Raw genomic sequence first — 25,725 nt, 5'->3', positions numbered from 1 at the left:
ATGACTGCGCACCATGGCAGTGATGATTCGCACGCTTTCGCAGGTTGCTTTGCGCAATCGCGCAAGATGGGGATTGAGTGTCGCGGCGGTGGGTATAGAAGGATAGGTCTGCGGGAGAGACGCGAAAAAACGACGGCCGAAAAAAAGCCACCTTCTTATGAAGATGGCTTTAACGCATGACTAACAGGCTGCGCTGTCAGACCGTGCATCTCTGATGCGTAGCAAGAAGTGATGAGTCAATCATCGACAACGCCCGTGGCCGCCGGCATAGACGGCCAGCGGGTGATTATTCCTGCGTACGGTTTTCGCGGTGGGCGGCACGCGCCTCATCCACACGCTGTAGCTTTTCCAGATCTTTATCTTCCACGAACACCGGCAGCGGTTTGTGCTGGCTCGCCAGGAAGGTGTAGATCACTGGCAGAACGAACAGGGTGAACAGGGTACCGATCGCCAGACCGGCGACGATTACGATCGCCATACTGAAACGTGCCGCGGCGCCAGGACCGGCCGCATACAGCAGAGGGATCAGACCCGCAATCATCGCCGCAGTGGTCATCAGGATTGGACGCATCCGCACTTCGGCGGCCGCCATCACCGCATCCATCCGGTTGCGGCCATGCATCAACTGCTCTTCTTTGGCCACTTCACAGATCAGAATACCGTGCTTGGTAATCAGACCGATCAAGGTGATAAGGCCAACCTGCGAGTAGATGTTCATGGTGGCAAAGCCCCATGCCAAGGCGACCAAGGCACCACACACTGCCAGCGGTACGGAAACCAGAATGACCAGCGGGTCACGCACGGATTCAAACTGGATAGACAGTACCAAGAAGATCACCGCCAGTGCCAGACCAAAGGTGCCCATCAGTGCATTACCTTCGGTAACGAACTGGCGTGATTCACCCATAAAGTTATAGCTATAACCTTGTGGCATGCTTTCGCTGGCTTGTGCTTCGATCCAGTTTACGGCGTCACCCATGGTCACACCCGGAGCCAGAACCGCACTCAAGGTGGCGGAGTTCATCTGGTTAAAGTGTGGCAGTGATGGTGGCGCTGAGGTCACGGTGATTTTCACCAAGTTGCTCAGTGGTACCGACTCACCGTCAGAGGCTTTCACATACAGCTGATTCAGCAGATCCGGGTTCAGACGGTACTTACGCTCCATCTGTGGGATCACCTGATACGAACGGCCATACAGGTCGATACGGTTGATATAACCACCGGCCAACATAGTGGACAGGGCATTACCGATATCCTGCATGGTCACGCCATAGGCACCGGCTTTATCCTTATCGATCTTGATGTTCAGGTTTGCGGAGTTGTAGTTCAGATCCATAGAGGAATACACGAACATACCGTTATGCTGAATTTTGCCCAGCATATCCGACGCAATCTGGAACAGGCTTTCGAAGCTGTTCGGAGTGGTGATCACGAACTGGAATGGCAGACCGCTGGATGCACCCGGCAGGGATGGCATCTGGAACGCGGTAATCGACATTGCTGGTACGTCTTTCACCAACTTGGTCACTCGGTTAGCAATTTCTTGCTGGCTGGCCGAGCGATCACTCCACGGCACCAAGGTCGCCAGACCCAGCGCTTGGTTGCTGGTTGGGATCCCGGAGAACAGTTGCGAGTATTGCACCTCAGGCTGCTCGGACAGGATTTTGTTTACCGGCGCCATGCTTTGCTGGATGAAGTCCAGGTTGGCATTGGATGGCGCGGTACCCATCAGCATCACGACGCCGTTATCTTCGTTCGGTGCCAGTTCACTTGGGATGAACTTGAACAGCACCGGCAGCGAGATAAACACCAATACGGCAAACGCAATCACCACACTGCGGTGCTGCATGATAGCGCGCAGCGCATTCATGTAGCGGGTAGTCAGGTTTTCCAGCAGATGGTGAACGGTCTCCTCGAATTTGCTTGGCTTGTCATTGGCTTTCAGTACGTGCGCACACATCATCGGTGACAAGGTCAACGCAACGATACCCGACACAAATACTGCACCAGCCAATGTCAGGGCAAACTCTTTAAACAGAGAACCGGTCAAGCCACCCATCAGGGCAATTGGCGCATACACCGCACCCAGCGTCAGGGTCATCGAGATAACCGGCACCGCAATCTCACGGGTACCGATGATGGCGGCGCGGAACGGGGATTCGCCTTCCTTAATATGCCGGTCGACGTTTTCCAAGACCACGATGGCGTCATCCACCACCAGACCGATTGCCAGTACCATCGCCAGCAGCGTCATCAGGTTCAAGGTAAACCCGAACAGCTGCATCATCATGGCCACACCAATCAGTGACAGCGGGATGGTGACCACTGGGATCAGTACTGCACGCAGCGAACCCAAGAACAAGGTGATCACCACCAGTACGATCACACCGGCTTCCACGATGGTTTTCACCACTTCGTGGATAGAGTCGTTAATCGCAATGGTGGAGTCGTACATGACGCGCATCTTGATGGTGCTCGGCATGTTACGTTCCATATCCGGCAGCAGCTTCAGCACATCTTGCGCCACAGTGATCGGGTTGGCCGATGGTGCACCGTTAATCGCCAGTACTACCGCTTCTTTACCGTTGGCGCTCGCACGGTACAAGTCAGAGCTCTTATCCATGGTGACTTTCGCAATGTCCGACAGACGAATAACTTGTCCATCGTTGTTGCTGATCACCAGGTTTTGCATCGACTTAACGTCATTGACCTGCGTATCGGCGTTGCCGTTGTAATACACGAAGTAACCGTTGGACTGACCGGCGGCAGACTGGTAGTTGTTCGCCGACAGAACGCGGGCTAAATCACTACCGGTAATACCGAAGGCGGCCATCTTGGCTGGGTTTGGCCAGACACGCATGGCGTAATCCGAGCCCCCGTACAGGTCAACCTTGGCTACCCCGTTAACGGTGAACAGCATCGGTTTTACCACGCGGTTCAGGTAGTCGGTGATCTGACTGGAGTTGATGGCATCACTGGTAAAGCCGATATACAAAATACCGGTACTGGAGCCGGTGGAACTGGTAATGGTCGGATCCTGCGCCTCTTTTGGCATCTGGGATCGTACCGAGTTCACCTTGGCCAGAATATCGGCCATCGCCGCATCCGGATTGGTATTCAGCTTCATGTAAACGGTAATCACCGATGACCCCATCAAACTGCTGGAGGTCATGAAATCGATGTTATCCGCTTGCGCAATCGCCTGTTCCAACGGGGTGGTGATAAAACCTTGGATCAGGTCAGAACTGGCCCCGAAGTAGCTGGTGCTGACCGTGATCACGGTATTCGTCATTTCCGGATACTGACGCACCTGCATTTTTATGAGAGCTTGCAGGCCGAGCAGGGCGATCAGAAAACTGATCGACGCTGCCAGTACCGGCCTGCGGATAAATATGTCGGTAAAACGCATGCTTCCTTTTCTCCCGGATTAGAGCATCGGCGGCTGCGCTGGAACAACCAGCGGATCATCGTTCACAACATGCACTTTGCTGTCGTTACTCAGACGAACCTGACCGGTGGTCACCAGACGTTCACCGGCTTGCAACCCGTCCAGAATATGGACGCTGTCGCCGCGACGATCGCCCGCCTTCACAGTCAGCTGTGCGGCACGCAGTACGCCATCCTTTTCCTTCAGCACGTATACGGTTTCCCCGTACAGCGTGAAAGCAACCGCGGTCTGTGGGATCACGATCTGATCTTTCAGCGTTGGCAGAATGATTTTGGCTTGGGCAAACATACCGGAGCGCAGACGACCGTCGTTGTTCGGGATGTCAGCTTGTACTTCAATCAGACCACTTTGTGCGGTAACTGCCGGTTCAATGGCGGTGATTTGGCCGCTAAATGGCACTTTTGGATAGGCGTCCACGTAGATATCGATCGGCTGACCGGTATGGATACGGGAAATTTCGGTCTGCGGTACGGTGAAACGCAGTTTCATCACCGACACATCTTCCAGACGCACAATGTTGGTGCCTGGCTGCAGATATTGACCGAGGTTAACGTTACGGATCCCGACGATACCGCTGAACGGCGCGCGGATTTTGTAGTGAGCGATGGTCGCTTTCAGGCTGTCAATTTGAGCCAGCAGAGACTCATAGTTCGCTTTGGCCTCATCCAAGTTGGACTTCGACACGAACTTGGTCTTGGACAGCTCTAAATAACGCTGGTAAGTCGCGCGAACCGCAGGCAGCTTAGCTTGTGACGCCTGCAGGTTAGCCACTTCCACGCTGTCATCCAGCTGTACCAGAACCTGACCGGCTTGCACCTTGTCACCGGACTGGAAGTTAATCTGCTTGATCAGACCTGCTGTCTGGGTGGAGACGTTCACCCCTTGATTTGGATCGATAAAACCGATCGCTTCAATGGTTGGGGTCCAGTCGGTCGCTTTGACGTCAACCGCAGTCACCGGATAATCCGGCTCCGGACGATTGGCCAAAGCATTGGCAATCATGTGTTGTTTGAATATGTTAAAGCCAATGACGCTGCCCAGCAGCACGATCACCAGCAGTAACATCCCTGCGACCCATTTTTTCATCTTTTTTGATGCTCCGTATTAAAATACCGCTCAAGTTTGTTTTATTCGTTATCCGCTGCCGTCTGGCAGATAGACCGCCAGCTGGCCTGAATCGTGCGCTCTAGCATCGCGTCATCCAGCTCGATGCCTGTAGCGTGTAACCGCTTGAAGAGGGAATAGGCCGTTTCCAGGCTTAAGGTCGACAGCACCTGCCTCGGTAAATCGAGAATTTGCTGGCTGGCTATCCCCTCTTCCAATAAGGCAAACCAGACCGCGTAGCGTTGCAGCTGCTCTTCCCACGCCGGTTGAGAAAAACCGGGTACGTTATCATACTGCTGCTGATTGTTGATTTGGTCCGGATATTGGTTACAAAAATTCCAGATATTTAACCATAACTGCCGATAACGGGCGAACAGTGAGCCACTGGTCGCCACATTGGCGCAGATCTTTTCGGCAATCCGATCCCGGATGGTGTTGCACAGTTGCACCAGCAAGTCTTCTTTGTCTTTAAAGTGACAATAAATGGTGCCGGTGGCTATCCCCGCTTCACGGGCTACTTTGTGCATCGACAACCCTTGAAACCCATGGGTTGCCAGGACCACCTCGGTGGCTTGCAAAATCTGTTGTCGAGTATCCAGCATCATCCGCCAGCGTTATGATTTGTTACAGTTAAGGGAATCACTGAATGATCGTTCAGTGGCGATATTGTAAGCGTAATTTTGCGAGCTGCCAAACAAAACTGCATGCCTTGATATTGCAATTTGTGCGATCGCGGCATGCTGAATGTGGTCGTTAGTTATAGCCTTTTATCCTCATCGCTGTGGTTTTTTGTTAGAATCGCCGACCGACTAAGAATAAGTTGGACTACGTTTGCAGCAGTTACGCGGAGAGCCGGAAAATGCGTTTAAATCCCCGTCAGCAGGAAGCAGTTGAATTTGTCAGCGGACCCTGTCTGGTGCTGGCTGGCGCCGGCTCGGGAAAAACCCGCGTAATTACCAACAAAATTGCCCACCTGATCCGCGGCTGCGGTTATCAGGCGCGCCATATTGTGGCGGTGACCTTTACCAACAAGGCCGCGCGTGAGATGAAAGAGCGGGTAGCGCAGACACTCGGTCGCGGTGAAACCAAAGGCTTGTTGGTGTCCACCTTCCACTCTCTGGGCTTGGAAATCTTAAAGCGCGAATACAAGGCGCTGGGGCTGAAAGCCGGTTTTTCGCTGTTTGACGATCAAGACCAAATGGCGCTGCTCAAAGAGCTGACCGAAGACAGCCTCAAAGGCGATAAAGACCTCCTTAGCCAGTTGGTGCAAAAAATTTCCGGCTGGAAAAATGACATGATCTTGCCCGAGCAGGCCAAAGTGCGCGCCAAAGGTGAGCGCGATATCTTGTTTGCCCTGTGTTATGAGCAGTATGCACGCCAGCTACGCGCCTGCAATGTGCTGGATTTTGACGATCTGATTTTGCTGCCAACCTTATTATTGCGCACCCAAGAAGAGGTGCGAGAGCGTTGGCAAAATCGCATTCGCTATTTATTGGTGGATGAGTATCAAGATACCAACACCAGCCAGTACGAGCTGGTGAAATTGCTGGTCGGCGCGCGTGCCCGTTTCACCGTGGTAGGGGATGATGATCAGTCGATTTACTCATGGCGCGGTGCGCGTCCGCAGAATTTAACCTTACTGCGCCAAGATTTTCCGGCGTTGAAAGTGATCAAGCTAGAGCAGAACTACCGCTCCTCGCAGCGGATATTAAAATCGGCCAACATCCTGATTGCCAACAACCAGCATGAGTTTGAAAAGCAGCTGTTCTCGGAGCTCGGCCCCGGTGAGATGCTGCGTGTGCTGCAGGCTAACAATGAAGAGCATGAGGCAGAGCGCGTGGTGGGTGAGATCATCGCGCACCGTTTCTTGAACAAGACCCAATATAAAGATTACGCCATTTTGTACCGCGGTAATCACCAGTCGCGCACGCTGGAAAAGATGCTGATGCAAAACCGCATTCCGTACAAGATCTCGGGTGGTACCTCTTTCTTTGCCCGCGCCGAAATCAAAGACATCATGGCCTACTTGCGCCTGCTGATTAACCCGGATGATGACACCGCGTTCCTGCGCGTAGTGAATACCCCACGGCGTGAAATCGGCCCAGTGACTTTGGAAAAGCTCGGGACGTGGGCGCACAGTCGTGGCAATAGCCTGTTTGCCGCCAGCTTTGATTTAGGCCTCGAGCAGCATTTGCAGGGGCGTGGGCTGGAGGCTCTGCGGCAGTTTACGCGTTGGATCACCGAGATTGCCGATCGCGCCCAGCGTGGCGATCCGGTCGCCGCGCTGCGTGATTTAGTGCATGGCATCCATTATGAAAGCTGGCTCTACGAGACCTCTGCCAGCCCGAAAGCGGCCGAGATGCGTATGCGCAACGTCTCGACCCTGTTTGGTTGGGTAACCGAGATGCTGGAAGGGAAAGACGGCGAGGAGCCGATGACCATCAATCAGGTGGTGCAACGCCTCACCTTGCGCGACATGTTGGAGCGCGGCGAAGATGACGCTGAAGCCGATCAAGTGCAGTTAATGACGCTACACGCCTCGAAAGGACTGGAGTTTCCGCATGTCTTCTTAATTGGGATGGAAGAGGGGATCTTGCCACACCAGACCAGTTTGGATGAAGACAATGTGGAAGAAGAACGCCGTTTGGCGTATGTCGGGATCACTCGCGCCCAGAAGACCTTGACCTTTACCCTATGTAAAGAGCGCCGCCAGTACGGTGAGTTGCTGCGCCCAGAGCCGAGTCGCTTCTTGCACGAACTGCCACAAGATGACGTAGAGTGGGAAGTACGTAAAGCGCCAGTCAGCGCCGAACAGCGCCAGCAGCGTGGCCGCCAAGGGGTAGCCGGATTACGCGAGATGTTGGCGCAGGCAAAAAAACGGCCCGAGTGATCTTACTGGCCATGCGCTTAGTGTTTACGCATATAAGCGTCTACTCATGTAAGTGACTACAGAGATAAGTGCCTAATTATTTAGGCGCTTATAAATGCGGAAGACGCTCGCAACGGGCGTGCGCACTATGACATTGGAATGCCGGAACGCTGGATTATTCCACTCGGTGACGGGACGCCAACAGACGATGATCTTGCAGCAATTGCAAAAAGCGTAGCGCACGAACTTCCCCGCTGCTTTCTTGCTCGATATCCGCCAAGGCCTGTTGTAAGGCGGTACACATCGGCTGACTACAGACTTTACCCTTTTCCGGTAGTGCAACCAGCGGGTTGTAACGTCGGGCTAAATCGATCAGCACCTCATCCGGCACTCTCGCCAACGTTTCGCCAAAACGCACCAACCGCGCTACGCCGCGCGTAGCTTGCACTCGCGTGACACTCAGCTGATCGGGATTAAAGTGCACAAACAGGTAATTGGAAAATAGCGCTTCGGCCTCTTCCTGCCATTGACCTCGACGCTGTTTTTTTACCGTCAGCATCGGACAAAAATAGCGGATATTTTGCAACTCCAAATGTTGCGCCGCCCGACTTTGCTGTCCGCGTTTACAATAAAGAAGATACCAGGCGTCCATAGATAGTTTTGTGATGAAAATAATTAATGCAGTATGCCACAGAGTGGATAGCCGGTCAGTCTTTGGGTGTGATGTAACAGTCAGTTTAATTAACGAGTAGGCAGCACAAGGTACCGTTCGTGCAAAATACCGCCGGTGAATCGTCAGTTAGAGCTAGAGTCATTTAGCGCAAACAATCATGAAGAGACATATAAAGGAGGCACCGAGGCCTCCTTTTATCTATTTGCCTATTTGCGCGGTATTTTTCTTTATATGCTGATTAGCAGTATCGCATAGCTTATAACCCGCTGGTCATGTATTCGATCGCGGCTTTGATTTCATCATCACTACAATCGGTACAGGTTCCGCGTGCCGGCATCTGATTTAAACCGGCGATAGCATGTTTTTGCAGGGTATCGATACCTTGCTTCAGACGTGGCGCCCACTGCGCAGCATCGCGAAACTTAGGTGCGCCTAAGGCTCCGCTGCCATGACAAGCGATACAGGCGCCGTTATACACCTGCTCACCGGTACGCGGCCCACTGGGTTTAGCAGTGGCTGCAGCATCAGCCAGATACACCCCGCCGACCGGTTTGATGCGTTCGCTAATCGCATCATCCGACATATCGGCTGCGGCAGCCCAGCAGGATATGCCTAGCAGCAAGGTGGCCAGCAGAGTTAACGCCGCCTGGCGAGGCTTAGCGCAGATAGATTTGGCACGCACAAAGACAGTGTTCACAGATTTTCTCCCTAAATAACCAGCGGCATCCTTTTATCCTGCTTTCATGCTTAATCGGTCTGAGCAGGGCTGTGAACCGCAGCGGTTGAATATTTACCACTCGGTTGTGTTGCCAGATTATAAGCTAATCGTAAATAAATTGAAGCAATTGCGCGGGGTTCTTTTTTGCAAGGCCGCTAGCGTGCGACAGCTTGTACAGCCCGGCCTCACAGAATTTACAAACATACTGTTATCTTTTTGACGGCGGATTTGGCCTTCCATAGGCATTGCTTTATAATCTGCACTCCAAATTCTGCGGGCTATCCGCCGGTTTGCAACAGGGAAGTGGGAGGCGTATCTTGACGTCTCAGCCGGATCACAGGTTTTCTTCCCCCTATACTCTTCCCGTATTGCATGCTGCCGCAGCAATGCCTTTATATTTAGCAGCGCTTTAGGAGCTGAAACCTAAGGGCGGTAGCGTATAAAAACTATGATTCAGTTAGTTTTTCATCAAAAAAATAATTGGGTAAATCATGAAGATCCTTATCACCGGAGGGGCGGGCTTTATTGGCTCTGCGGTAGTTAGACATATCATTAAAAACACGAATGATAGTGTTGTTAATGTAGATAAACTCACTTATGCAGGTAACTTAGAATCATTACATGATGTTAATGCTAGTGAGCGCTATGCATTTGAGCATGTTGATATTTGTGATAAAGACTCAATTAACCATGTATTCACTAAGCATCAACCTGATGTTGTAATGCATTTGGCAGCAGAATCTCATGTGGATCGCTCTATTGATGGCCCTGCAGCTTTTATTGAAACTAACATTATTGGCACATACACGCTTCTCGAAGCTGCACGCCTCTACTGGAACAGATTAGACTACGAGCGTAAGGCTAAGTTTCGTTTCCATCATATCTCAACAGATGAAGTATATGGCGATCTAGAAGGCATGGATGACCTCTTTACCGAAGAGACCTCTTATGCGCCATCGTCTCCGTATTCGGCATCGAAGGCATCCAGTGACCACTTGGTACGCGCTTGGCTGCGCACTTATGGCTTGCCCACTATAGTCACCAATTGCTCAAACAACTACGGTCCATATCATTTTCCAGAAAAGCTCATTCCACTAATGATTTTGAATGCACTGGAAGGCAAAGCTTTACCTGTATATGGCGATGGTATGCAGATTCGCGATTGGCTGTTTGTCGAAGACCACGCTCGAGCACTGTATAAAGTGGTGACTGAAGGTAAGGTTGGTGAAACCTACAATATTGGCGGTCACAACGAAAAAGCTAATATTGAAGTGGTGAACACGCTCTGTGTATTACTTGACGAGTTAGTGCACAATAAGCCCGCAGGCATTGCCCATTATGCTGATCTCATTACTTATGTCAAAGATCGCCCAGGGCATGACGTGCGCTATGCAATTGATGCTTCGAAAATCGAGCGAGATCTGGGGTGGAAACCAGAGGAGACATTTGAATCGGGTATTCGCAAAACTGTGGAATGGTATTTAAATAATCGTGAGTGGTGGGGCAGAGTATTAGATGGCTCATACAGCCGTGAGCGTTTGGGTGTTGGTCAATAAAACAGAAATAGGTTGGTTATTTAATGAAAGGCATAATTTTAGCGGGGGGCTCAGGTACTCGTTTGTTCCCTATAACTCGTGGCGTATCAAAACAGCTGCTTCCCATTTACGATAAACCGATGATTTACTATCCGCTTTCGACATTAATGTTGGCGGGTATTCGTGACATTTTGATTATTACTACTCCTGAAGATAACGAAAATTTTAAACGCTTATTGGGTGATGGTCGTGATTTTGGTATTCATCTGCAATACGCAATTCAGCCGAGTCCTGATGGACTAGCGCAAGCTTTTCTAATTGGTGAAGAGTTTATAGGTGAAGAATCAGTATGTTTAGTTCTTGGTGATAATATATTCTGGGGGCAGGGATTTTCACCTAAGCTGCTTAAGGCTGCTAGAAAAACAGAAGGTGCCACGGTCTTTGGTTATGAAGTTAAAGATCCTGAGCGCTTTGGTGTTGTCTCATTTGATGAAAATATGCGAGCTGTTTCAATTGAAGAGAAACCTGTTCAACCTAAATCTAATTTCGCTGTGACTGGTCTGTATTTTTATGATAACCGAGTCGTGGAACTAGCTAAACAGGTGAAGCCATCGAATCGCGGTGAACTGGAAATTACGACGTTAAATGAAATGTATCTAAACGATGGCTCTTTGACCGTGGAACTGTTGGGACGCGGATTTGCCTGGTTGGATACAGGGACTCACGATAGTCTGCTTGATGCCGCTACTTTTGTTGAAACGATTGAGAAAAGACAAGGATTTAAAATAGCCTGCTTGGAGGAAATTGCATGGCGTAATAAGTGGCTTAGCGATCAGGACCTCTCTGATGTGGGATCTTCTATGTCGAAAAATAGCTATGGACAGTATTTATTATCATTGCTGAAGGGTGAATGATGAGCCTAGTTAAGCTTATCAAATTTAAATCGCTAGGTGATGGCCGCGGCGAACTTATTGCTTTGGAAGCAAATAAAGACATTCCTTTTGACGTAAAACGTGTCTATTACGTTTATGGCACACATCCAGAAGCGGTCAGAGGGTTGCATGCTCACCGAGAACTCAAACAAGTTGCAATTGCTATACATGGCTCCTGTCGTTTCATTTTGGATGATGGTACAACTCGAGAGGATGTAGTGCTTAATAAGCCAGACCAAGGATTATTGATCGATTCTTGTTTGTGGCGGGAGATGCACGATTTTAGTCACGATTGTGTATTGGTGGTTCTAGCGAGCCAACACTATATGGAATCTGATTATATTAGAAATTATGATGATTTTGTGAAGGAAGTAAAATGACAACTATCCATCCTACCGCAATTATATCTAATAAAGCTGAAATCGGTGAAAACGTTTCTGTGGGTGCCTTTACTATTATCCACGACAACGTGGTGATTAAGGCAAATTCAGTGATCGAGTCTTATTGTGAATTGGGGGTTGCGAACCACTTATCACAGGGTGATAAATTGGTTATTGGTGAAAATTCACTCATTCGTTCTCGAAGTACCTTCTATGAAGGTTCTACATTTGGTCCGCGTTTGGTGACCGGCCATAATGTGACAGTAAGAGAGAAAACGATAGCTGGCGAAAATTTCCAACTAGGTACACTTAGCGATATTCAGGGGCATTGTACGATTGGTGACTTTGTTAGAACACACAGCAATGTACACATTGGTCAGAAGAGTCAGATTGGTAATTTCGTATGGCTTTTCCCATATGTAGTTTTAACTAATGACCCTCATCCACCAAGTGATGTTATGCTAGGTGTTACTATTGCAGACTTTGCTGTTATCGCAACGATGTCTGTTGTTTTGCCTGGTACTGTTATTGAGGAGGGGGTGTTTGTTGGTGCTCATTCTTCTATTGGTGGCAAGACAGAAAAAAATATGCTTTATGCTGGTTCTCCAGCTAAAAAAATTGGTCCAGCAGCAAAAATCAGACTGAAAGATAGAACAAGAAGATCTGCTTATCCCTGGAGAAAACATTTCCACCGTGGTTATCCTGAAAATGTGGTAGCAGGATGGGTTTTAGAGGAGTCTGAGAATGTATGATATTGAGGATCTTGAAATTGGAATGAGTGCATCCTATTCACAAACGATAACAGATGCGGATATAAAACAATTTGCTGGCTTATCAGGGGATCGTAACCCCGTTCATCTAGATGAAAACTATGCGAATCAGTCTAGATTTAAAAAGCGTATTGCTCATGGAATGATAAGCTCAAGTTTTTTTTCTGCTCTATTCGGGACGAAATTGCCTGGAGAAGGCTGTGTCTATGTATCACAATCTTTAAAATTCAGAAAACCAGTATATATTGATGATACTGTTGTCGCGACAGTTGTCGTCAATAGTATTGATAAAGAAAAAAGAAGAGTTTATTTCGATACTTATTGTAAAGTTGGTAAACAAAAAGTTATTATTGGCCAAGCTGAAATATATATTCCTGAGAAAATATGATGATTCCTTTTTTAGATTTAAAACAGATTAATAACCAATATCAGAAAGAGTTGAAAGAAGCTTGTGCACGAGTCATCGATTCTGGCTGGTATATTCAGGGGAAAGAGCTAGAAAACTTTGAAAAAATGTTTGCTGAGTATTGCGGCGTTCAACATGCCGTAGGCGTTGCAAATGGTCTCGATGCGCTGATTTTAGTTTTACGGGCTTGGAAAGAGCTTGGAAAATTGCAGGATGGTGACGAAGTCATTGTCCAAGCGAATACATATATTGCCTCTGTTCTGGCTATTACCAACAATAATTTGGTGCCAGTTCTGGTTGATCCGGACGAAAATACCTTCAACCTTTCTGTGGAGACTTTAGAACAGTATATCACTCCTAAAACTAAAGCGATTTTACCTGTGCACCTTTACGGACAAATCTCAGATATGAAAGGGATTATGGCGGTTGCAGAAAAATACAACTTACTGGTTTTGGAAGATAGTGCTCAGGCTCATGGCGCAGAGTTAGAGGGTAAAAGGACGGGGAATTGGGGACACGCTGCTGGATTTAGCTTCTATCCGGGTAAAAATTTGGGCGCGCTTGGTGATGCAGGTATGGTTACAACCAATGATGCTGAACTTTACCAAGTTCTGAAAGCCTTGAGTAATTATGGTTCCCACAAAAAATATCATAATGAGTATCAGGGTACTAACAGTCGTTTAGATGAAATTCAGGCTGCAATGTTGTCTGTAAAACTTAAGTATCTACCTAGAGAAACGCAAGTCAGACAGGACATAGCAAGCAAATATCTCATGAATATTGATAATCCTCTTGTGACCCTACCGCAGAATAAAGCGGTTGCAGAACATGTGTGGCATTTATTTGTGATAAAAACACAACACCGTGATGCGTTAATCAGGCACTTAGCGGATGCAGGTATTGCGACATTGGTTCATTATCCGATCCCACCACATAGGCAGAGTGCATATAAAGAGTTTAATCATTTGTCACTACCTATTACCGAGAAGATTCATCAACAAGTATTGAGCTTACCCATAAGTCCAGTGATGACCAGCGATGAGATTGAGTCTGTGATTGGGGCCGTCAATCGTTTTCAGGTAAATTAATATGGCCAAGGTCCTGCTTTCTTTCTCCTCACATTTATTTGTGAATGGCGAGTTCAAACTAATTAGTTACTACGAAGGTCTGATAAAAGCACTGGAAAAGAGTGGCAATCAAGTAATGGTTGTTAATTGTGCTGAGTTTTTACTTAAATCTTGGAATAGTAATAATCAAGAATCTGGTTTTATAGATTCGGATAAATTGAAGGATGATGTTAAAGTCTTTAGTCCAGATTTGGTTATTAGTTTTAACAATACGAAGCTCTCGTTTATTGAGGAGCAGTTTGATTGTCCTATTGTAATTTGGGAGGCTGATTCGTTTACATTCTATAATGATAAAGAAAAGATCCTTGCTAATCCTGAGAGGTATCACTTTTTCTGTTTGTCTAGTAATGCAAGGGAGCAAATAAAATCTAATGGAATCTCAGAAAATCAGATTCATATGATAAATTCTGGTACTGCGGTGGAAGCGGAGTTACTAGAAAAATTCCATAATGTCAGTTTTATTGGCAGTAATTTTAAAGGACCGCATGGTCTGAACAAACTATTACTAGACCATAATACACTAGACGTTAAACGGGCGGTACAATATCTATCGGAAAATTTTTATTCTGATCCAGAGGGATATCTGAAGGAGAGGGGGCTAAGTTTTATTCTTGATTATCTTAAGCCTCAGGATTTTGGTGCGATTAGTAGCGCACAAAACCGTATTTGTACGTTGAGTTTAATGTCTGATTTAGGTTTGGCTCTTTTTGGAACCAGTAGTTGGTTGGACACGGTTGAGGCATGCCCGAACTTGGCGATGGCATTCCATCCACAGGCTGTTTATAGCCTTCGCCATAACCAAGATATTTACAATCACAGTCACCTTTGCTTAAGTGTTTCTCATGCGCAGGCTGTTGATGGTTTCCCTTGGCGAATCATGGATATTATGGCATCAAGTGGGTGTTTAATATCGAGTTATAATTCTGGTATTGAAAGATTCACTAAGGGGTACGTTGATATTCCAATGTTTCACTCATCAGCAGAAGCGTATGATATAGCAAGAAAATTACTAAAGGATGATGTTCATCGAGCAGAAATTATTGCTGGTTCACAAGCCTGTATTCAAGCCAAAGGTCGTTGGGAACATCGTTTTCAGGAAATTGAAGATGCTTTGGGGATTTGTTTAATTAATCCTGAGTCTCACGGTTCAGCTGTGATGCTCAGTCGAAAAAATTACTTGAAATCCTATTATCGGCTGTATGCTAACATGATTTTTATTACGGCAAGTATGTTTCCTAAAGCTACACGCAGGCCATTGTATTTTTTTGCGACCAAGCTTGGTTTCAATATTGATTATAATTTGGTTAAGTCAGTCATGGAAAAAAAATAGGCGATGTTTAAGCTTTTTTTTGAATTTGTAGAAAAATACGGCTCTGCTTTCAAGTTCAGAATAGTTTTGGTACTGCTGTCAGCAGTAGTTTCTGCATCACTTGAAGTTATGGGTGTAGCGTTACTGTATCCTCTTGTCACTATTTCTATGAACCCTGATATCGTCATGAGTAATGGGTACATAAAGCTGGTATATGATATGCTAGGGTTCAGTGATACACGGTATTTTGTCGTCTTTATCGCTTTCTGCGTCGGCATGTCCTTTATTATTAAGAACATTTACATGCTATTTCAGCAGAAGTTTCAGTTTGATATGGTCAGGGACTGGCGTAATGATATCTGTAAAAAACTGATGTCAGGGTATATTCATGCGCCAATGACGTATCATCTGACTAAGAATTCAGCAAATGTTATTAACAACCTGACGGCGGTGGTTAGTCGGGTGGTAAACTCATACCTGATTCAGTGTGTGATGTTTATTTCCAATGCGATGGTATGTTTTTCGCTGCTTTTTATTCTTATGATTAAATATTCCGGAATATCACTGATTACTGCATTGGTTGTTGGAGGGCTACTTTGGCTTCAGATGAAGGTGATAAGACGTGTCACTTACGAAGTTAACTCAAAATATGTAAAAGCTAATCAGGAAAATATCGCTATTCTGACCATGTCATTAGCTGGTATCAAAGATACTAAATTGATTGGAAAAGAAAGAGTATTTCTTGATAAGTATGATAAATCAAATCATAAAGTGAGTGAAATAGACAAAACCAATATGCTCATACAATATATCCCCATATATTTGAGTGAAGCCATATTGATGTTTGGAATTATTATCTTTATATGCTATATCCTGATGACATCTTCTGATCCAGCAGAAGGTATTGCTAGCATTACACTGCTCGCAGCGATTGCAATTCGTTTGGCTCCGATGATGAACCGCCTCTTGTACTGTTACTCTCAGATAAAATCATCCGGTAATGCGGTGGAAACCATTATCGAGGAGTTTCAGTCACTGGAAGGGAACGACGATAAAGCTGATAATAAAGTTTTATTTAACGATAGTATAGATTTTAGTAACATTCATTTCTCATATCTGGGTAAAGACGGAAAAGGGATTCATGATTTAAACGTAAAAGTTAATAAAGGCGAATTCATTGGCGTTGTCGGAACATCAGGAGCTGGAAAAACCACTTTTGCTGATGTGTTATCTGGTTTGCTGCCGATCAACTCGGGTCAGATCCTTATTGATGGAAAGCCGATATCTCTACAGGAATATAAAGGCATTCGTAACAGCATCAGCTATGTTAGTCAGGCTCCTTTTATCCTCAATGGTTCATTTCGGGAAAATGTTGCTTTTGGCGTTACTCCATCAGAGGTGGATGATCGGGCTGTAATCGACGCACTACGAAAAGCCGGATTGTCTGATGTTCTGGAAGAGCGTGGCATGGATTTTGAGCTGGGTGAGAATGGCAAGAATCTTTCTGGGGGACAGCGGCAAAGAGTTGTTATTGCCAGAGCTCTGTATTTTAACCGTGACATCATTGTCCTAGATGAGGCCACATCAGCGCTGGATGCTGCTACAGAGCATGATATCTCTAATGTCATTGCATCTCTTAAAGGAGATCGGACGATAATCGTTATTGCTCATCGGCTATCTACCCTTAAGAATGCTGACAGGCTAATTATATTTGACAATGGTACGGCTATAGATACTGGACATTTTGATGATCTCGTATCACGTAACGATGGTTTCCGCAAGATGGTCGAGCTATCCAGGTATTGAAATAAATGATAAACAAATGGCCAAAAGTCGCGGTTTTGATTGGTAGCTACAATCACGAAGAGTTTATTATTCCTTGTCTGGAGTCGGTTCTGAATCAAACTTATCCTAACGTTGACATCTATTTAGCCGATGACTACTCACAAGACCGAACGAAGGAAGTCATTAGAAGCTACCTCCGCGACTACCCAAGTTTAAATGTTAAGGTGACTTTCAACCAAGCCAATAAAGGGATTGCAGATAATTACAATGCCCTTATTAAGAGTGCTCTGGAAGACCGGGAAGTAGAGTATGTCATCCCATTTGCTGGGGATGACCTAATGAGGAAAGATAAGATTGAGCTTCAGATCAATGCGCTACAAGCTCAACCGAAAGTGTGTCTTTGCTACTCTAATATGCGGTGGTTTAACAGTGTAACAGGGAAAACAATTATTAATCACTTCAACTTTATGTTTAAACCAGAACTGATTGTTGAAAAAATCATATCCGAGGCTGTTATACCTACACCTACCATTTGTATTAAAAGAGAGGCCCTGGAGCAGGTTTGTTATAATAATAAGCTCCGATATATAAACGATTATTTGTTTGCTGTTGAACTTGCTATCTTAGGGGGCGGTGTAGTTTATATTCCCGATAGTTTAGTTTTCTATAGGAAGCATGGTGCAAGTATCATGGATACTCGAACCTTTTCTGAGGAAAGGCGCCAAGCTTCTGATATCATTAAAAGAAAGTATGGATATGATAAGGCAGCCAGTAAATTCTCAAGAACTGCAGAATATGACGAAGTTCTGGAATATTTTTATAGAAGTGAGTACAAAGTATCATTTAAAAGAGCATTGGTTCTCTTTCCTACCTTTTTCTCTTCCAAAAAATGGTTTTTCAGACTCTTGAAATTGCTGTTTATCATAAAAAACAAACTAATTAAATCCATCATTGGAAAGTAAGGATAGTGAATCCAACTTAGTGATGGTGATTAATTGTCAGATACCAACCGATGACCTTATCGTGCATTTCTTACGATTTGGAGCAGTAGATTGTCCTTCGGGTAAGCCGTTTAAGATGAGTATGCTGAGCCAGATTATCGTGCTCTATGTGTTGAGTATATTTTTTGTTGACAACATAATGGGACTTTGTGGAATAAATCAGTGCAACAGGCATCTGTAGCTCTTTGCTATCCACTCGTTATCCGATGCGAATACTGTGTGGCATTCCTAAAAGCGTCATTCAATTTAGGGCTTTAACCATAGTCTCACCAACTAGGGTGTCATAGTTTTGTAAGCTTAAGTGATCCACAAAAAGTGTTTTAAGTTGGTACATTGCCGTTTCTGCCACTGATCGGCGGTGTTTTCTTCCGCACATCATAGCTACCGCTTAATCGTTGATTCGCTACCGCGTGGTTACGTTCACAGTACTTGTCTGACCAATATTGTGCTCCCTTTCGTGGAGGAATGAGGGGCCTGATGGCCGGTGAGTCTGACTTATCAGCCCTGGTAGCGCTTGTGCATCCGTTGTGCTATTAAGTGATAAATCAGCACAAATAACTTCATGTGTTGTACTGTCTACGGGCAGATGGAGTTTACTCCACACTCTGCGTCGTTCAGCGCCATGTTTTTTGATTTTCGATTCGCCTTCACCAAAGACTTTAAGTCCTGTTCTATCGATGACGAGATGCGCAATTTTTCTGCAAGTTGCTGTCTTAATGTTGATACTGACCGTCTGCGTGTGGCGACTAATAAGAGAGTAATCAGGGCAACGTAACTGCAACTTTATCAGCGTAAAAATAGAGTCAGTACGAAGTGATAGATTAAACACAGGTTTCATCATCAGGGTCGTCGTGATGGCCATATCGGTGTAGTGCAGTGGTCGGCTGCGACGTTCAGGATAGCTGTTATCAGTCCATTCGGCGATGGTTGACTCATCAAGCCGTATGGTCAGAGAACCGCGTTGTCTGAGGGCGTTGTTGCATTTGGACCAGTTGGTGGTTTTGAACTTTTGCTTTGACATAGAGAGTTGATGCTGAAGGAGTATAACGATCAGATCCGCCAAATCATTAAAAGTTCGATTTATTCAGCAAAGCTCATGGTGGGCTGAATCTGGCTACGTCCGATATACCTACCAAGCATCGGTCATGTAGAAGACAATATCAAATTGTCTCAGCAGAGCCAAAAGTCGCTGTAGCGTCAGTGCATTTCGAGGGCTCAAAGAAATGAGCAAGAACCTGCTTTCGAATACGGTCATACGCATAGAAGAGTCTGCGAGGATTGCCCTTACAACGAACAAATGACCGCGGTTCATCAGCTTCGCAGCAGATAACGACTTCGGCTCCAGGTTCGGTTCTACGTGTTGTTCTGGCTGTCTCGGTCCCAGTTTTTTAGATGGCGGAGGACAGTGCTGAGGCTGATATCAAGAGCTCGTGCTGTGTCACGACATGCGGAGTTGTTCATTGCCATATCAATAATGGATTGGTGGGTATTGGGTTTAGCCGCGTGATATTGAAAGCTGAGTTGGAAGGTTTTCAGGCGAGCTTGCAGCGATAGAGCTGAGCGCCTGAAGTGGAGTTACCATTACGGATAACACCTTGAGTTTTGGTGCAGCGGGGTAAAACGACAGCAATCTTTGCCATTTCTTATCCAAAAGGCGAATAATACAACGACACAAATTTGGAGTCACTACCGCGCAGCTCTTCTTAATGTATTGTTTGGAATAATAGCTTTAAGTTTGTAATTATCACTATTTTTAAATATATCAATACATTGAAAGCATCAAAACGCACTATAAGCAAATAGCTGTTATTAATAAATCGTATGAAAGAGTACAGTAAGAGGCTATCCGTCTACCTGGTCTTCCTTTAAGGAATTTGGTTTGTTATTTTAAATGCGGCGATTAATTCTATAGCAATGCGCGGCCATTAATGGTGGAGAATAAATTTCTCGTTCAGTTAGTATCAATCGTTGAAAGTGAAAAAGTTATTTTCATGGGATTTATATTATTTTTGTTTGGATTTTAAAAATAAAAATGCTTTAATTTTAATACTCTATAAAAATACTCGTCAATATTATATGTGGTGCGCGCACCTATAATTAATTGATTTTACATATCATTTCTGGAGAGCAATGTTTAATGGTTTACTTTCAAAGCATGAGTGTTGGGAAAATAAAATATAGTAGTATGTACTATTTTATTTTTTATTTTTTTACATCCCTGTGTGTTGGTGTTTTCATTCGTGACATCCCTGGGCAGCCACTGTTGTTTTCCACGATTGAAAATTTTTTTTCTTCACCTGAAGTGAAAAAGTTAGGGGATGCATCATCTTTTACGTTAGGTGCTTTAGATATATATTTCAATGGATGGATACAACCTGAGAACCAGTGGTTAGTAAAGCTTTGGCCTCCTGGATTCATGGTGACGGAGGGGAGTATGATCCTACCCACCATTAGTAGACACGCGACTAAGTGAGTAAACTCTCAACCAGAGGTGATTACTCATGACAAAACCAGCATCAACCCGCAAAACCGCCCGTAAACAGTACACACCTGAATTCCGCGATGAAGCCCTGAAACTCGCTGAACGCATTGGCGTCGCTGCTGCTGCCCGTGAACTCAGTCTGTATGGATCCCAGCTCTACAACTGGCGCAGTAAACAACAGCAACGGATGACATCCTCAGAGCGCGAGGATGAACTGGCGGTCGAAAATGCCCGCCTCAAGCGACAGCTGGCTGAACGGGATGAAGAGCTGGCCATTCTCCAAAAGGCCGCGACATACTTCGCGAAGCGCCTGAAATGAAGTATGTCTTCATCGAAAAGCATCAGGCTGAGTTCAGCATCAAAGCCATGTGTCGTGTGCTTCGGGTTGCGCGCAGCGGCTGGTATGCCTGGCGTATCCGCCGTTGTCAGATAAATCCACGCCAACAGTTCAGACTCGTTTGTGATGCTGCTGTGCGCAACGCATTCACTGAGGCAAAACAGCGCTATGGTGCGCCTCGTCTCGCTGTAGAGCTACCCGAATACAATATCAAAACCATTGCGGCCAGTCTGCGTCGTCAGGGATTACGGGCAAAAGCCAGCCGCAAATTCAGCCCGGTCAGCTACCGCGAACACGGTAAGCCGGTATCGGAAAACTTGTTGAAGCAAGACTTCATCGCCAGCGGTCCGAACCAGAAGTGGGCTGGCGACATCACTTACTTACATACAGATGAGGGCTGGCTGTATCTGGCGGTGGTGATTGACCTGTGGTCTCGTGCAGTTATTGGCTGGTCAATGTCCTCACGAATGACGGCGAAATTGGCCTGCGATGCGTTACAGATGGCGCTCTGGCGGCGTAAACGCCCAAAAAACGTTATCGTTCACACTGATCGCGGCGGGCAGTACTGTTCAGCGGATTATCAGGCATTACTGAAACGGCATTGCCTGCACGGTAGCATGAGCGCAAAAGGTTGTTGCTACGATAATGCGTGTGCGGAAAGCTTCTTTCATTCACTAAAAGTGGAATGTATCCATGGGGAGCGTTTTACCGGTCGTGAAATTATGCGGACGACGGTATTTAATTATATCGAGTGTGATTACAATCGCTGGCGTCGTCACAGTGCCTGTGGCGGTCTAAGCCCAGAACAATTTGAAAACGAAAACCTCGCTTAGGGCTGTGTCCACATTACGTGGGTAAGATCAGTATTCTTAAAATATTTGGCATAGATGCTCCCTTCATTTTTGTACTGCTTTTAATTAATTCTTCTCTCGTGGCAATAATGCTAGTGCTTATGAGGCTAAATTTATTAACAGTTTGTTCCTCTTCACTTGCTATGCTTTTGCCATTGATACCTTTTCTTTTTCCTGTAGTTAGAATGTTTTTGCTAGAACCAAGTGGTATTATTCTTGGAGAGGGATTTTCTATTGCATTATTTATGATATCAATGCTATTGATGCCATTGGCGATCAAGGACAAATCATTAAAATGTAGTATGTTGTCAGGAGTGACCCTTGCCTTAGCGGCCTATTTTAGGTCTCAATTTGAATTGATAGTGTCAGTTTTAACTTTAATGGCTATATTATGTGGTGTTGCATATTTACTTTTTTTTAAAACGAGGATGAATAAAGTAGATCAGCTGTATATGGCTGGGGTTATTAAGAGAATTGCTATAATATTACTTATTACCAATGCGGTAATGATGCCATGGCGAATTCATAATTTATATGAGCCGAGTACTGGAAATTTGTCTTGGGTTCAAACACAAACGCTTGTTTTTACAAATGCGGGTAGAACAGACAATGATCTGATAGAGAATGGGGGCGGTTGGATTGTTAAGGGAGGGGGGAATATTGCATGTAAATTAGAACGAAATTATTGTGGTAAATCTGATAAGACTGAATTTTATAAAACATTCATTCGTCACCCAATTGATTGGGCTATGTATAAATATAATATTCTTCCTAATTACTGGTTTTCTTCTTTACAGAACTGGACTTCTGCCGATACACCTGCGACTACAATTGACAAGATGATAAATTCTGTCATTTTGTTTTTTTGTGTTGCCAATATCTTTCTTCTAATCAGAATGCGTCGGCACCATGATTTCCCCATCTACTTTTGGCAATGCTTTTCATTTTATTCCTGCTCATTTATTATTTTTATTCTTGTTCATTTTGAAGTGCGTTATTTTTATTCATTGAAAATTTATGTAATATTTATGTTTTTGTTGTTTTTTCCCAATGCTTGTAGATGTTCAAGGCCAATGATAAATTCACTTCAGTCAAAGCAAATTGCGTGGTTTCGATATGAGTAATATTTATTTGTCAATTGTCATTCCGGTTTATAGAGCTGCAGATTGTTTGCAACCACTGTACTCACGTCTTATCGCTGTAATGACTGAATTATCCTTATCTTTCGAAATCATCTTTGTAGAGGATTGCGGAGGTGATCACTCATGGGATATTATTAGTGAGCTTGCATTGATTGATTCTCGGGTTCATGGATTACGCATGAGCCGTAATTATGGGCAACATAATGCCTTGTTAGCGGGGGTTCGCTATGCCTCTGGAGAGGTAATTATAACGTTGGATGATGATTTGCAGCATCCTCCTGAGGAAATTCCGAAGTTATTATCCCATCTGACAGATGATTTTGACGTTGTTTACGGACCTCCTGAGCGTGAACAACATGGTATATTTCGTGATTTAGCTTCTAGAGTCACAAAAATCGCCTTGCAGAGTGCGATGGGCGCGGAAACAGCTCGTAATATCAGTGCATTTAGGGTTTTTCGGACTAGCCTTAGAAAGGCTTTTGATGATTATCGAAGTCCATCAGTTAATATTGACGTATTGTTAACATGGGGGACAACCCGCTTTGGAGTATGTCCATTACGACATGACACTAGAAAATATGGTGAGTCAGGTTATGGGCTCAGAAAATTGTTATCTCATGCTTTCAACATGATTACAGGTTTTTCCACTATACCTCTAAAAATTGCAAGTATGATTGGTCTTTTATTTACGCTTTTTGGTGGTGTAATACTTGCATATGTTGTTTTCCGTTACTTATTTTCCGCGGGTGGAGTCCCGGGATTTCCTTTTCTAGCCTCTATTATATCTATTTTTTCTGGTGCGCAGTTGCTTGCTTTAGGCATAATTGGTGAGTATTTAGGGCGAATTTATCAGCGCTCCATGGAGCGTCCAGCGTATTCTTTGCGGACAATTACTTCCACGAGAGAACTACATGATGTGTGACTAAATTACAATGGTTGGTGCTTGGTAACCGTTTATCGACTGATTTAGTGGGTAAGTGATAAAGATAGTATTTCATTGGAAATGTTGTGATGCTTGGTTGTATTATTGATTGTCAATTTTTACGCTTTGTTATTGTTGGCCTTGTCTCAAATAGTATACTTTTTATTGCTTATTTATTTCTTACTAAATGTGGAGTGGATAGTAAAATTGCAATGACAGCCTTGTATGTAATTGGCGTGTTTCAAAGTTTTATATTAAATAAAAAGTGGACATTTTCCCATGGTGGGAAAAATATGAGTGGCTTTGTCGCTTATATCTGTTTGTATGCCATTGGATATCTGCTTAATTTGTGGGCTCTATTTTTATTGGTTGATAAATTAAACTTCCAACATCAATGGGTTCAAGGCCTAATTACAGTTTTATTGGCTGGTTTCTTTTTTTTAGCCCAGAAATTTATTGTTTTTAAAAGTGATAATCAATGAATTTGTTGTGTTTGGCGTGCGGAGCTTGCAAATTTTTATTTTTGAGTGTGTGAGTTTGGCTTATGGGGTTTTTCTCGATGATTAAGGATAAAAAAGAGAGACTGTTGATAACTGGAGCTAGTGGTTTTATTGGCCGCTCTTTGGTTGAACGCTTGAAAGATCAATTTGATATTGTCGCTGTCTCTCGACAAAAAAAATATTTTTCTAATGTTTATTCAATTGGCGTTGGGGATATTACAGGTAGAACCAATTGGTCTTGCATATTAAAAGGTGTTGATGTGGTTGTTCATTTGGCTGCTTTAGCACATAAAAAGAAAAGCGAAGTTAATGATGAGTTATACATGGATGTCAATGTTGACTCAGCAGTTAATTTGTTTGTTCAGGCAGAGAAGAGTGGTGTAAGAAGATTCATTTTTATGAGTTCAATATCGGTGATAGGAAGCAGGACCACACATACTCCTTTTAGTGAGCAATCAGTATGTAATCCTGATGGGATATATGCGAGATCAAAATTTCAAGCGGAGCAGGCCCTGCTACATATAGCTCATCAATCTCCCATGGAGTTAGTTATCGTTAGACCACCTTTAGTCTTTTCTCCAGCGGCTCCAGGTAATATAGCTAAATTGTGTCGGTTGTTGAAAACATGTCCAATACTACCATTTGGCCTCGTTAATAATAAAAAGAGCTTTGTATCTATAGATAATTTGTTGGGGTTTATTGAATCGTGTATTGTAAGTGCTGCTGCAAGTGGACAAACTTTTGTAGTGGCTGATGATAGAGTTTTATCAACAAAGCAGCTAGTTATGATTTTGGCTGAGGAGTTGGATGTGAGAGTTTTTTTTATTCCTGTTCCTGTGGTGTTAATGAGATTTCTTATGTACTCGTTGGGAAAGAAATTTCTATATAATCAGTTGTTCGGTGATTTGGTTATAGATAGTTCCAAAGCAAAGAAATTATTGTCTTGGAAAGCAAGTCTGTAACTATTAATCGGTGGAATGAACGGGGACATTTGGTCTATATTAAGTTTTGCACCATGGGACGAGGGGCGGAGTCTGTTATATGTCATTTAGAATCTGCTGATGCAATTACTAACGGCGGTTTGTTTTTGCGTAGGGCCTAAAATTGATGGTCGACCACAATATTATCAATGTATTGAAACGGAAAATGGGTTTTATTGTTTCTAGGGAAAATATTTTCAATTAAAATGATTCTTGTTGCTGTCGAGGTTTCGCTGGTTTTTGAATTGTTAAGGCATGAATGTGCTATTAATACTTGAGTGCATAAGATTGTCTAGTATATGTGAAAGGTTAAAGCAGTGATTGAAATAAAAACTTATCAATATAGCGGGGAGGGTGTTTTTTACTGATTGCATGATACTGACCTTTCCCCCAAAATTAAGACCATGACATTGATGAGATTTCCAATACACTGAGGTTAATGGAGGTCTCAAAA

The 25,725-nt window shown here is 44.7% G+C and carries 20 protein-coding genes and 3 pseudogenes; 15 read left to right on the top strand and 8 right to left on the bottom strand.

Annotated features, from left to right (window positions below):
- Positions 1-286: 286 nt before the first annotated feature.
- The 3 genes from L975_RS04060 to L975_RS04050 are packed head-to-tail and all read right to left on the bottom strand — an operon-like array spanning position 287 to position 5,157.
- Entirely contained in the window at positions 287-3,409 is a 3,123-nt protein-coding gene (locus L975_RS04060; RefSeq protein WP_047707353.1) for a multidrug efflux RND transporter permease subunit, read from the bottom strand.
- Between the two features lie 18 nt (positions 3,410-3,427).
- Entirely contained in the window at positions 3,428-4,534 is a 1,107-nt protein-coding gene (locus L975_RS04055; RefSeq protein WP_010862903.1) for an efflux RND transporter periplasmic adaptor subunit, read from the bottom strand.
- Positions 4,535-4,575: 41 nt separating this feature from the next.
- Positions 4,576-5,157, bottom strand: coding sequence for a TetR/AcrR family transcriptional regulator (locus tag L975_RS04050; RefSeq protein ID WP_036768696.1), 582 nt, complete (start codon positions 5,155-5,157; stop codon positions 4,576-4,578).
- A 254-nt stretch (positions 5,158-5,411) separates the two neighbouring features.
- Between L975_RS04050 and rep the strand changes: the two genes are divergently transcribed.
- Entirely contained in the window at positions 5,412-7,442 is a 2,031-nt protein-coding gene (gene rep, locus L975_RS04045; RefSeq protein ID WP_047707352.1) for a DNA helicase Rep, read from the top strand.
- A 154-nt stretch (positions 7,443-7,596) separates the two neighbouring features.
- Here rep and rfaH read toward each other — a convergent pair whose 3' ends face one another.
- Both rfaH and L975_RS04035 read right to left on the bottom strand, forming a co-directional pair.
- The gene (rfaH, locus tag L975_RS04040) at positions 7,597-8,073 is read right to left on the bottom strand and encodes a transcription/translation regulatory transformer protein RfaH (protein WP_047707351.1); all 477 of its coding nucleotides are present in this window, start codon (positions 8,071-8,073) and stop codon (positions 7,597-7,599) included.
- Between the two features lie 277 nt (positions 8,074-8,350).
- Positions 8,351-8,791 (bottom strand): cytochrome c5 family protein, encoded by a 441-nt coding sequence (locus L975_RS04035; RefSeq protein WP_218185554.1) that lies wholly within the window; start codon positions 8,789-8,791, stop codon positions 8,351-8,353.
- A 512-nt stretch (positions 8,792-9,303) separates the two neighbouring features.
- Between L975_RS04035 and rfbB the strand changes: the two genes are divergently transcribed.
- From rfbB to L975_RS03990, 9 genes are read left to right on the top strand one after another with little or no spacing between them, the layout of a single operon-like run.
- A complete protein-coding gene (rfbB, locus tag L975_RS04030) occupies positions 9,304-10,368 on the top strand; it encodes a dTDP-glucose 4,6-dehydratase (RefSeq protein ID WP_047707350.1) in 1,065 nt (354 codons plus the stop codon).
- A 23-nt stretch (positions 10,369-10,391) separates the two neighbouring features.
- Complete coding sequence (gene rfbA / locus L975_RS04025) at positions 10,392-11,261, top strand: glucose-1-phosphate thymidylyltransferase RfbA (protein ID WP_047707348.1); 870 nt, start codon at positions 10,392-10,394, stop codon at positions 11,259-11,261.
- Positions 11,261-11,659, top strand: a complete 399-nt coding sequence (locus L975_RS04020) for an FdtA/QdtA family cupin domain-containing protein (RefSeq protein ID WP_047707435.1) — start codon at positions 11,261-11,263, stop codon at positions 11,657-11,659. The genes rfbA and L975_RS04020 overlap by 1 nt, the downstream gene beginning before the upstream one ends.
- Positions 11,656-12,411, top strand: a complete 756-nt coding sequence (locus tag L975_RS04015; protein ID WP_047707346.1) for an acyltransferase — start codon at positions 11,656-11,658, stop codon at positions 12,409-12,411. Before L975_RS04020 ends, L975_RS04015 begins: the two co-directional genes overlap by 4 nt.
- The gene (locus tag L975_RS04010) at positions 12,404-12,817 is read left to right on the top strand and encodes a MaoC family dehydratase (RefSeq protein ID WP_047707344.1); all 414 of its coding nucleotides are present in this window, start codon (positions 12,404-12,406) and stop codon (positions 12,815-12,817) included. The genes L975_RS04015 and L975_RS04010 overlap by 8 nt, the downstream gene beginning before the upstream one ends.
- Entirely contained in the window at positions 12,817-13,923 is a 1,107-nt protein-coding gene (locus L975_RS04005; RefSeq protein WP_047707433.1) for a DegT/DnrJ/EryC1/StrS aminotransferase family protein, read from the top strand. Before L975_RS04010 ends, L975_RS04005 begins: the two co-directional genes overlap by 1 nt.
- A gap of 1 nt (position 13,924) precedes the next feature.
- The gene (locus tag L975_RS04000; RefSeq protein ID WP_047707342.1) at positions 13,925-15,292 is read left to right on the top strand and encodes a glycosyltransferase; all 1,368 of its coding nucleotides are present in this window, start codon (positions 13,925-13,927) and stop codon (positions 15,290-15,292) included.
- Positions 15,293-15,295: 3 nt separating this feature from the next.
- Positions 15,296-17,077 (top strand): ABC transporter ATP-binding protein, encoded by a 1,782-nt coding sequence (locus L975_RS03995; protein WP_047707340.1) that lies wholly within the window; start codon positions 15,296-15,298, stop codon positions 17,075-17,077.
- Positions 17,078-17,082: 5 nt separating this feature from the next.
- Positions 17,083-18,018: a glycosyltransferase gene (locus tag L975_RS03990; protein WP_218185553.1), complete on the top strand. Its 936-nt coding sequence runs from the start codon at positions 17,083-17,085 to the stop codon at positions 18,016-18,018.
- Positions 18,019-18,088: 70 nt separating this feature from the next.
- Here L975_RS03990 and L975_RS17525 read toward each other — a convergent pair.
- The 3 pseudogenes from L975_RS17525 to L975_RS17900 all read right to left on the bottom strand — a co-directional run.
- Positions 18,089-18,199 (bottom strand): annotated as a pseudogene (locus L975_RS17525) (IS1 family transposase); the annotation flags it as partial.
- A gap of 99 nt (positions 18,200-18,298) precedes the next feature.
- Positions 18,299-19,078: pseudogene (locus L975_RS17520) on the bottom strand (IS5 family transposase).
- Between the two features lie 111 nt (positions 19,079-19,189).
- Positions 19,190-19,697: pseudogene (locus L975_RS17900) on the bottom strand (IS1 family transposase); the annotation flags it as partial.
- Positions 19,698-20,558: 861 nt separating this feature from the next.
- On the opposite strand from L975_RS17900, the gene L975_RS03970 reads away from it, so the two are divergent.
- From L975_RS03970 to L975_RS03950, 5 genes are all read left to right on the top strand, one after another.
- Positions 20,559-21,709 (top strand): IS3 family transposase gene (locus L975_RS03970; RefSeq protein WP_156121092.1). Its coding sequence is split into 2 segments (ribosomal slippage): positions 20,559-20,817 and positions 20,817-21,709, totalling 1,152 coding nucleotides; the frame shifts between segments, so codons are not numbered across the junction.
- 17 nt (positions 21,710-21,726) lie between these two features.
- Positions 21,727-22,851, top strand: a complete 1,125-nt coding sequence (locus L975_RS03965; RefSeq protein ID WP_156121091.1) for a hypothetical protein — start codon at positions 21,727-21,729, stop codon at positions 22,849-22,851.
- Positions 22,844-23,791 (top strand): glycosyltransferase family 2 protein, encoded by a 948-nt coding sequence (locus L975_RS03960; protein ID WP_047707328.1) that lies wholly within the window; start codon positions 22,844-22,846, stop codon positions 23,789-23,791. The genes L975_RS03965 and L975_RS03960 overlap by 8 nt, the downstream gene beginning before the upstream one ends.
- A gap of 89 nt (positions 23,792-23,880) precedes the next feature.
- Positions 23,881-24,273: a GtrA family protein gene (locus L975_RS03955; protein WP_047707326.1), complete on the top strand. Its 393-nt coding sequence runs from the start codon at positions 23,881-23,883 to the stop codon at positions 24,271-24,273.
- A gap of 77 nt (positions 24,274-24,350) precedes the next feature.
- Positions 24,351-25,253, top strand: a complete 903-nt coding sequence (locus tag L975_RS03950) for an NAD-dependent epimerase/dehydratase family protein (protein WP_047707432.1) — start codon at positions 24,351-24,353, stop codon at positions 25,251-25,253.
- The last annotated feature ends 472 nt before the right edge of the window (positions 25,254-25,725 follow it).

Source organism: Plesiomonas sp. ZOR0011 (assembly GCF_000800945.1).
GTDB classification, from domain to species: Bacteria; Pseudomonadota; Gammaproteobacteria; order Enterobacterales; family CAMTGL01; genus Plesiomonas; species Plesiomonas shigelloides.
The sequence above is the reverse complement of the archived record's forward strand: the minus strand, read 5'-3'. Positions and strand labels throughout refer to the sequence as shown.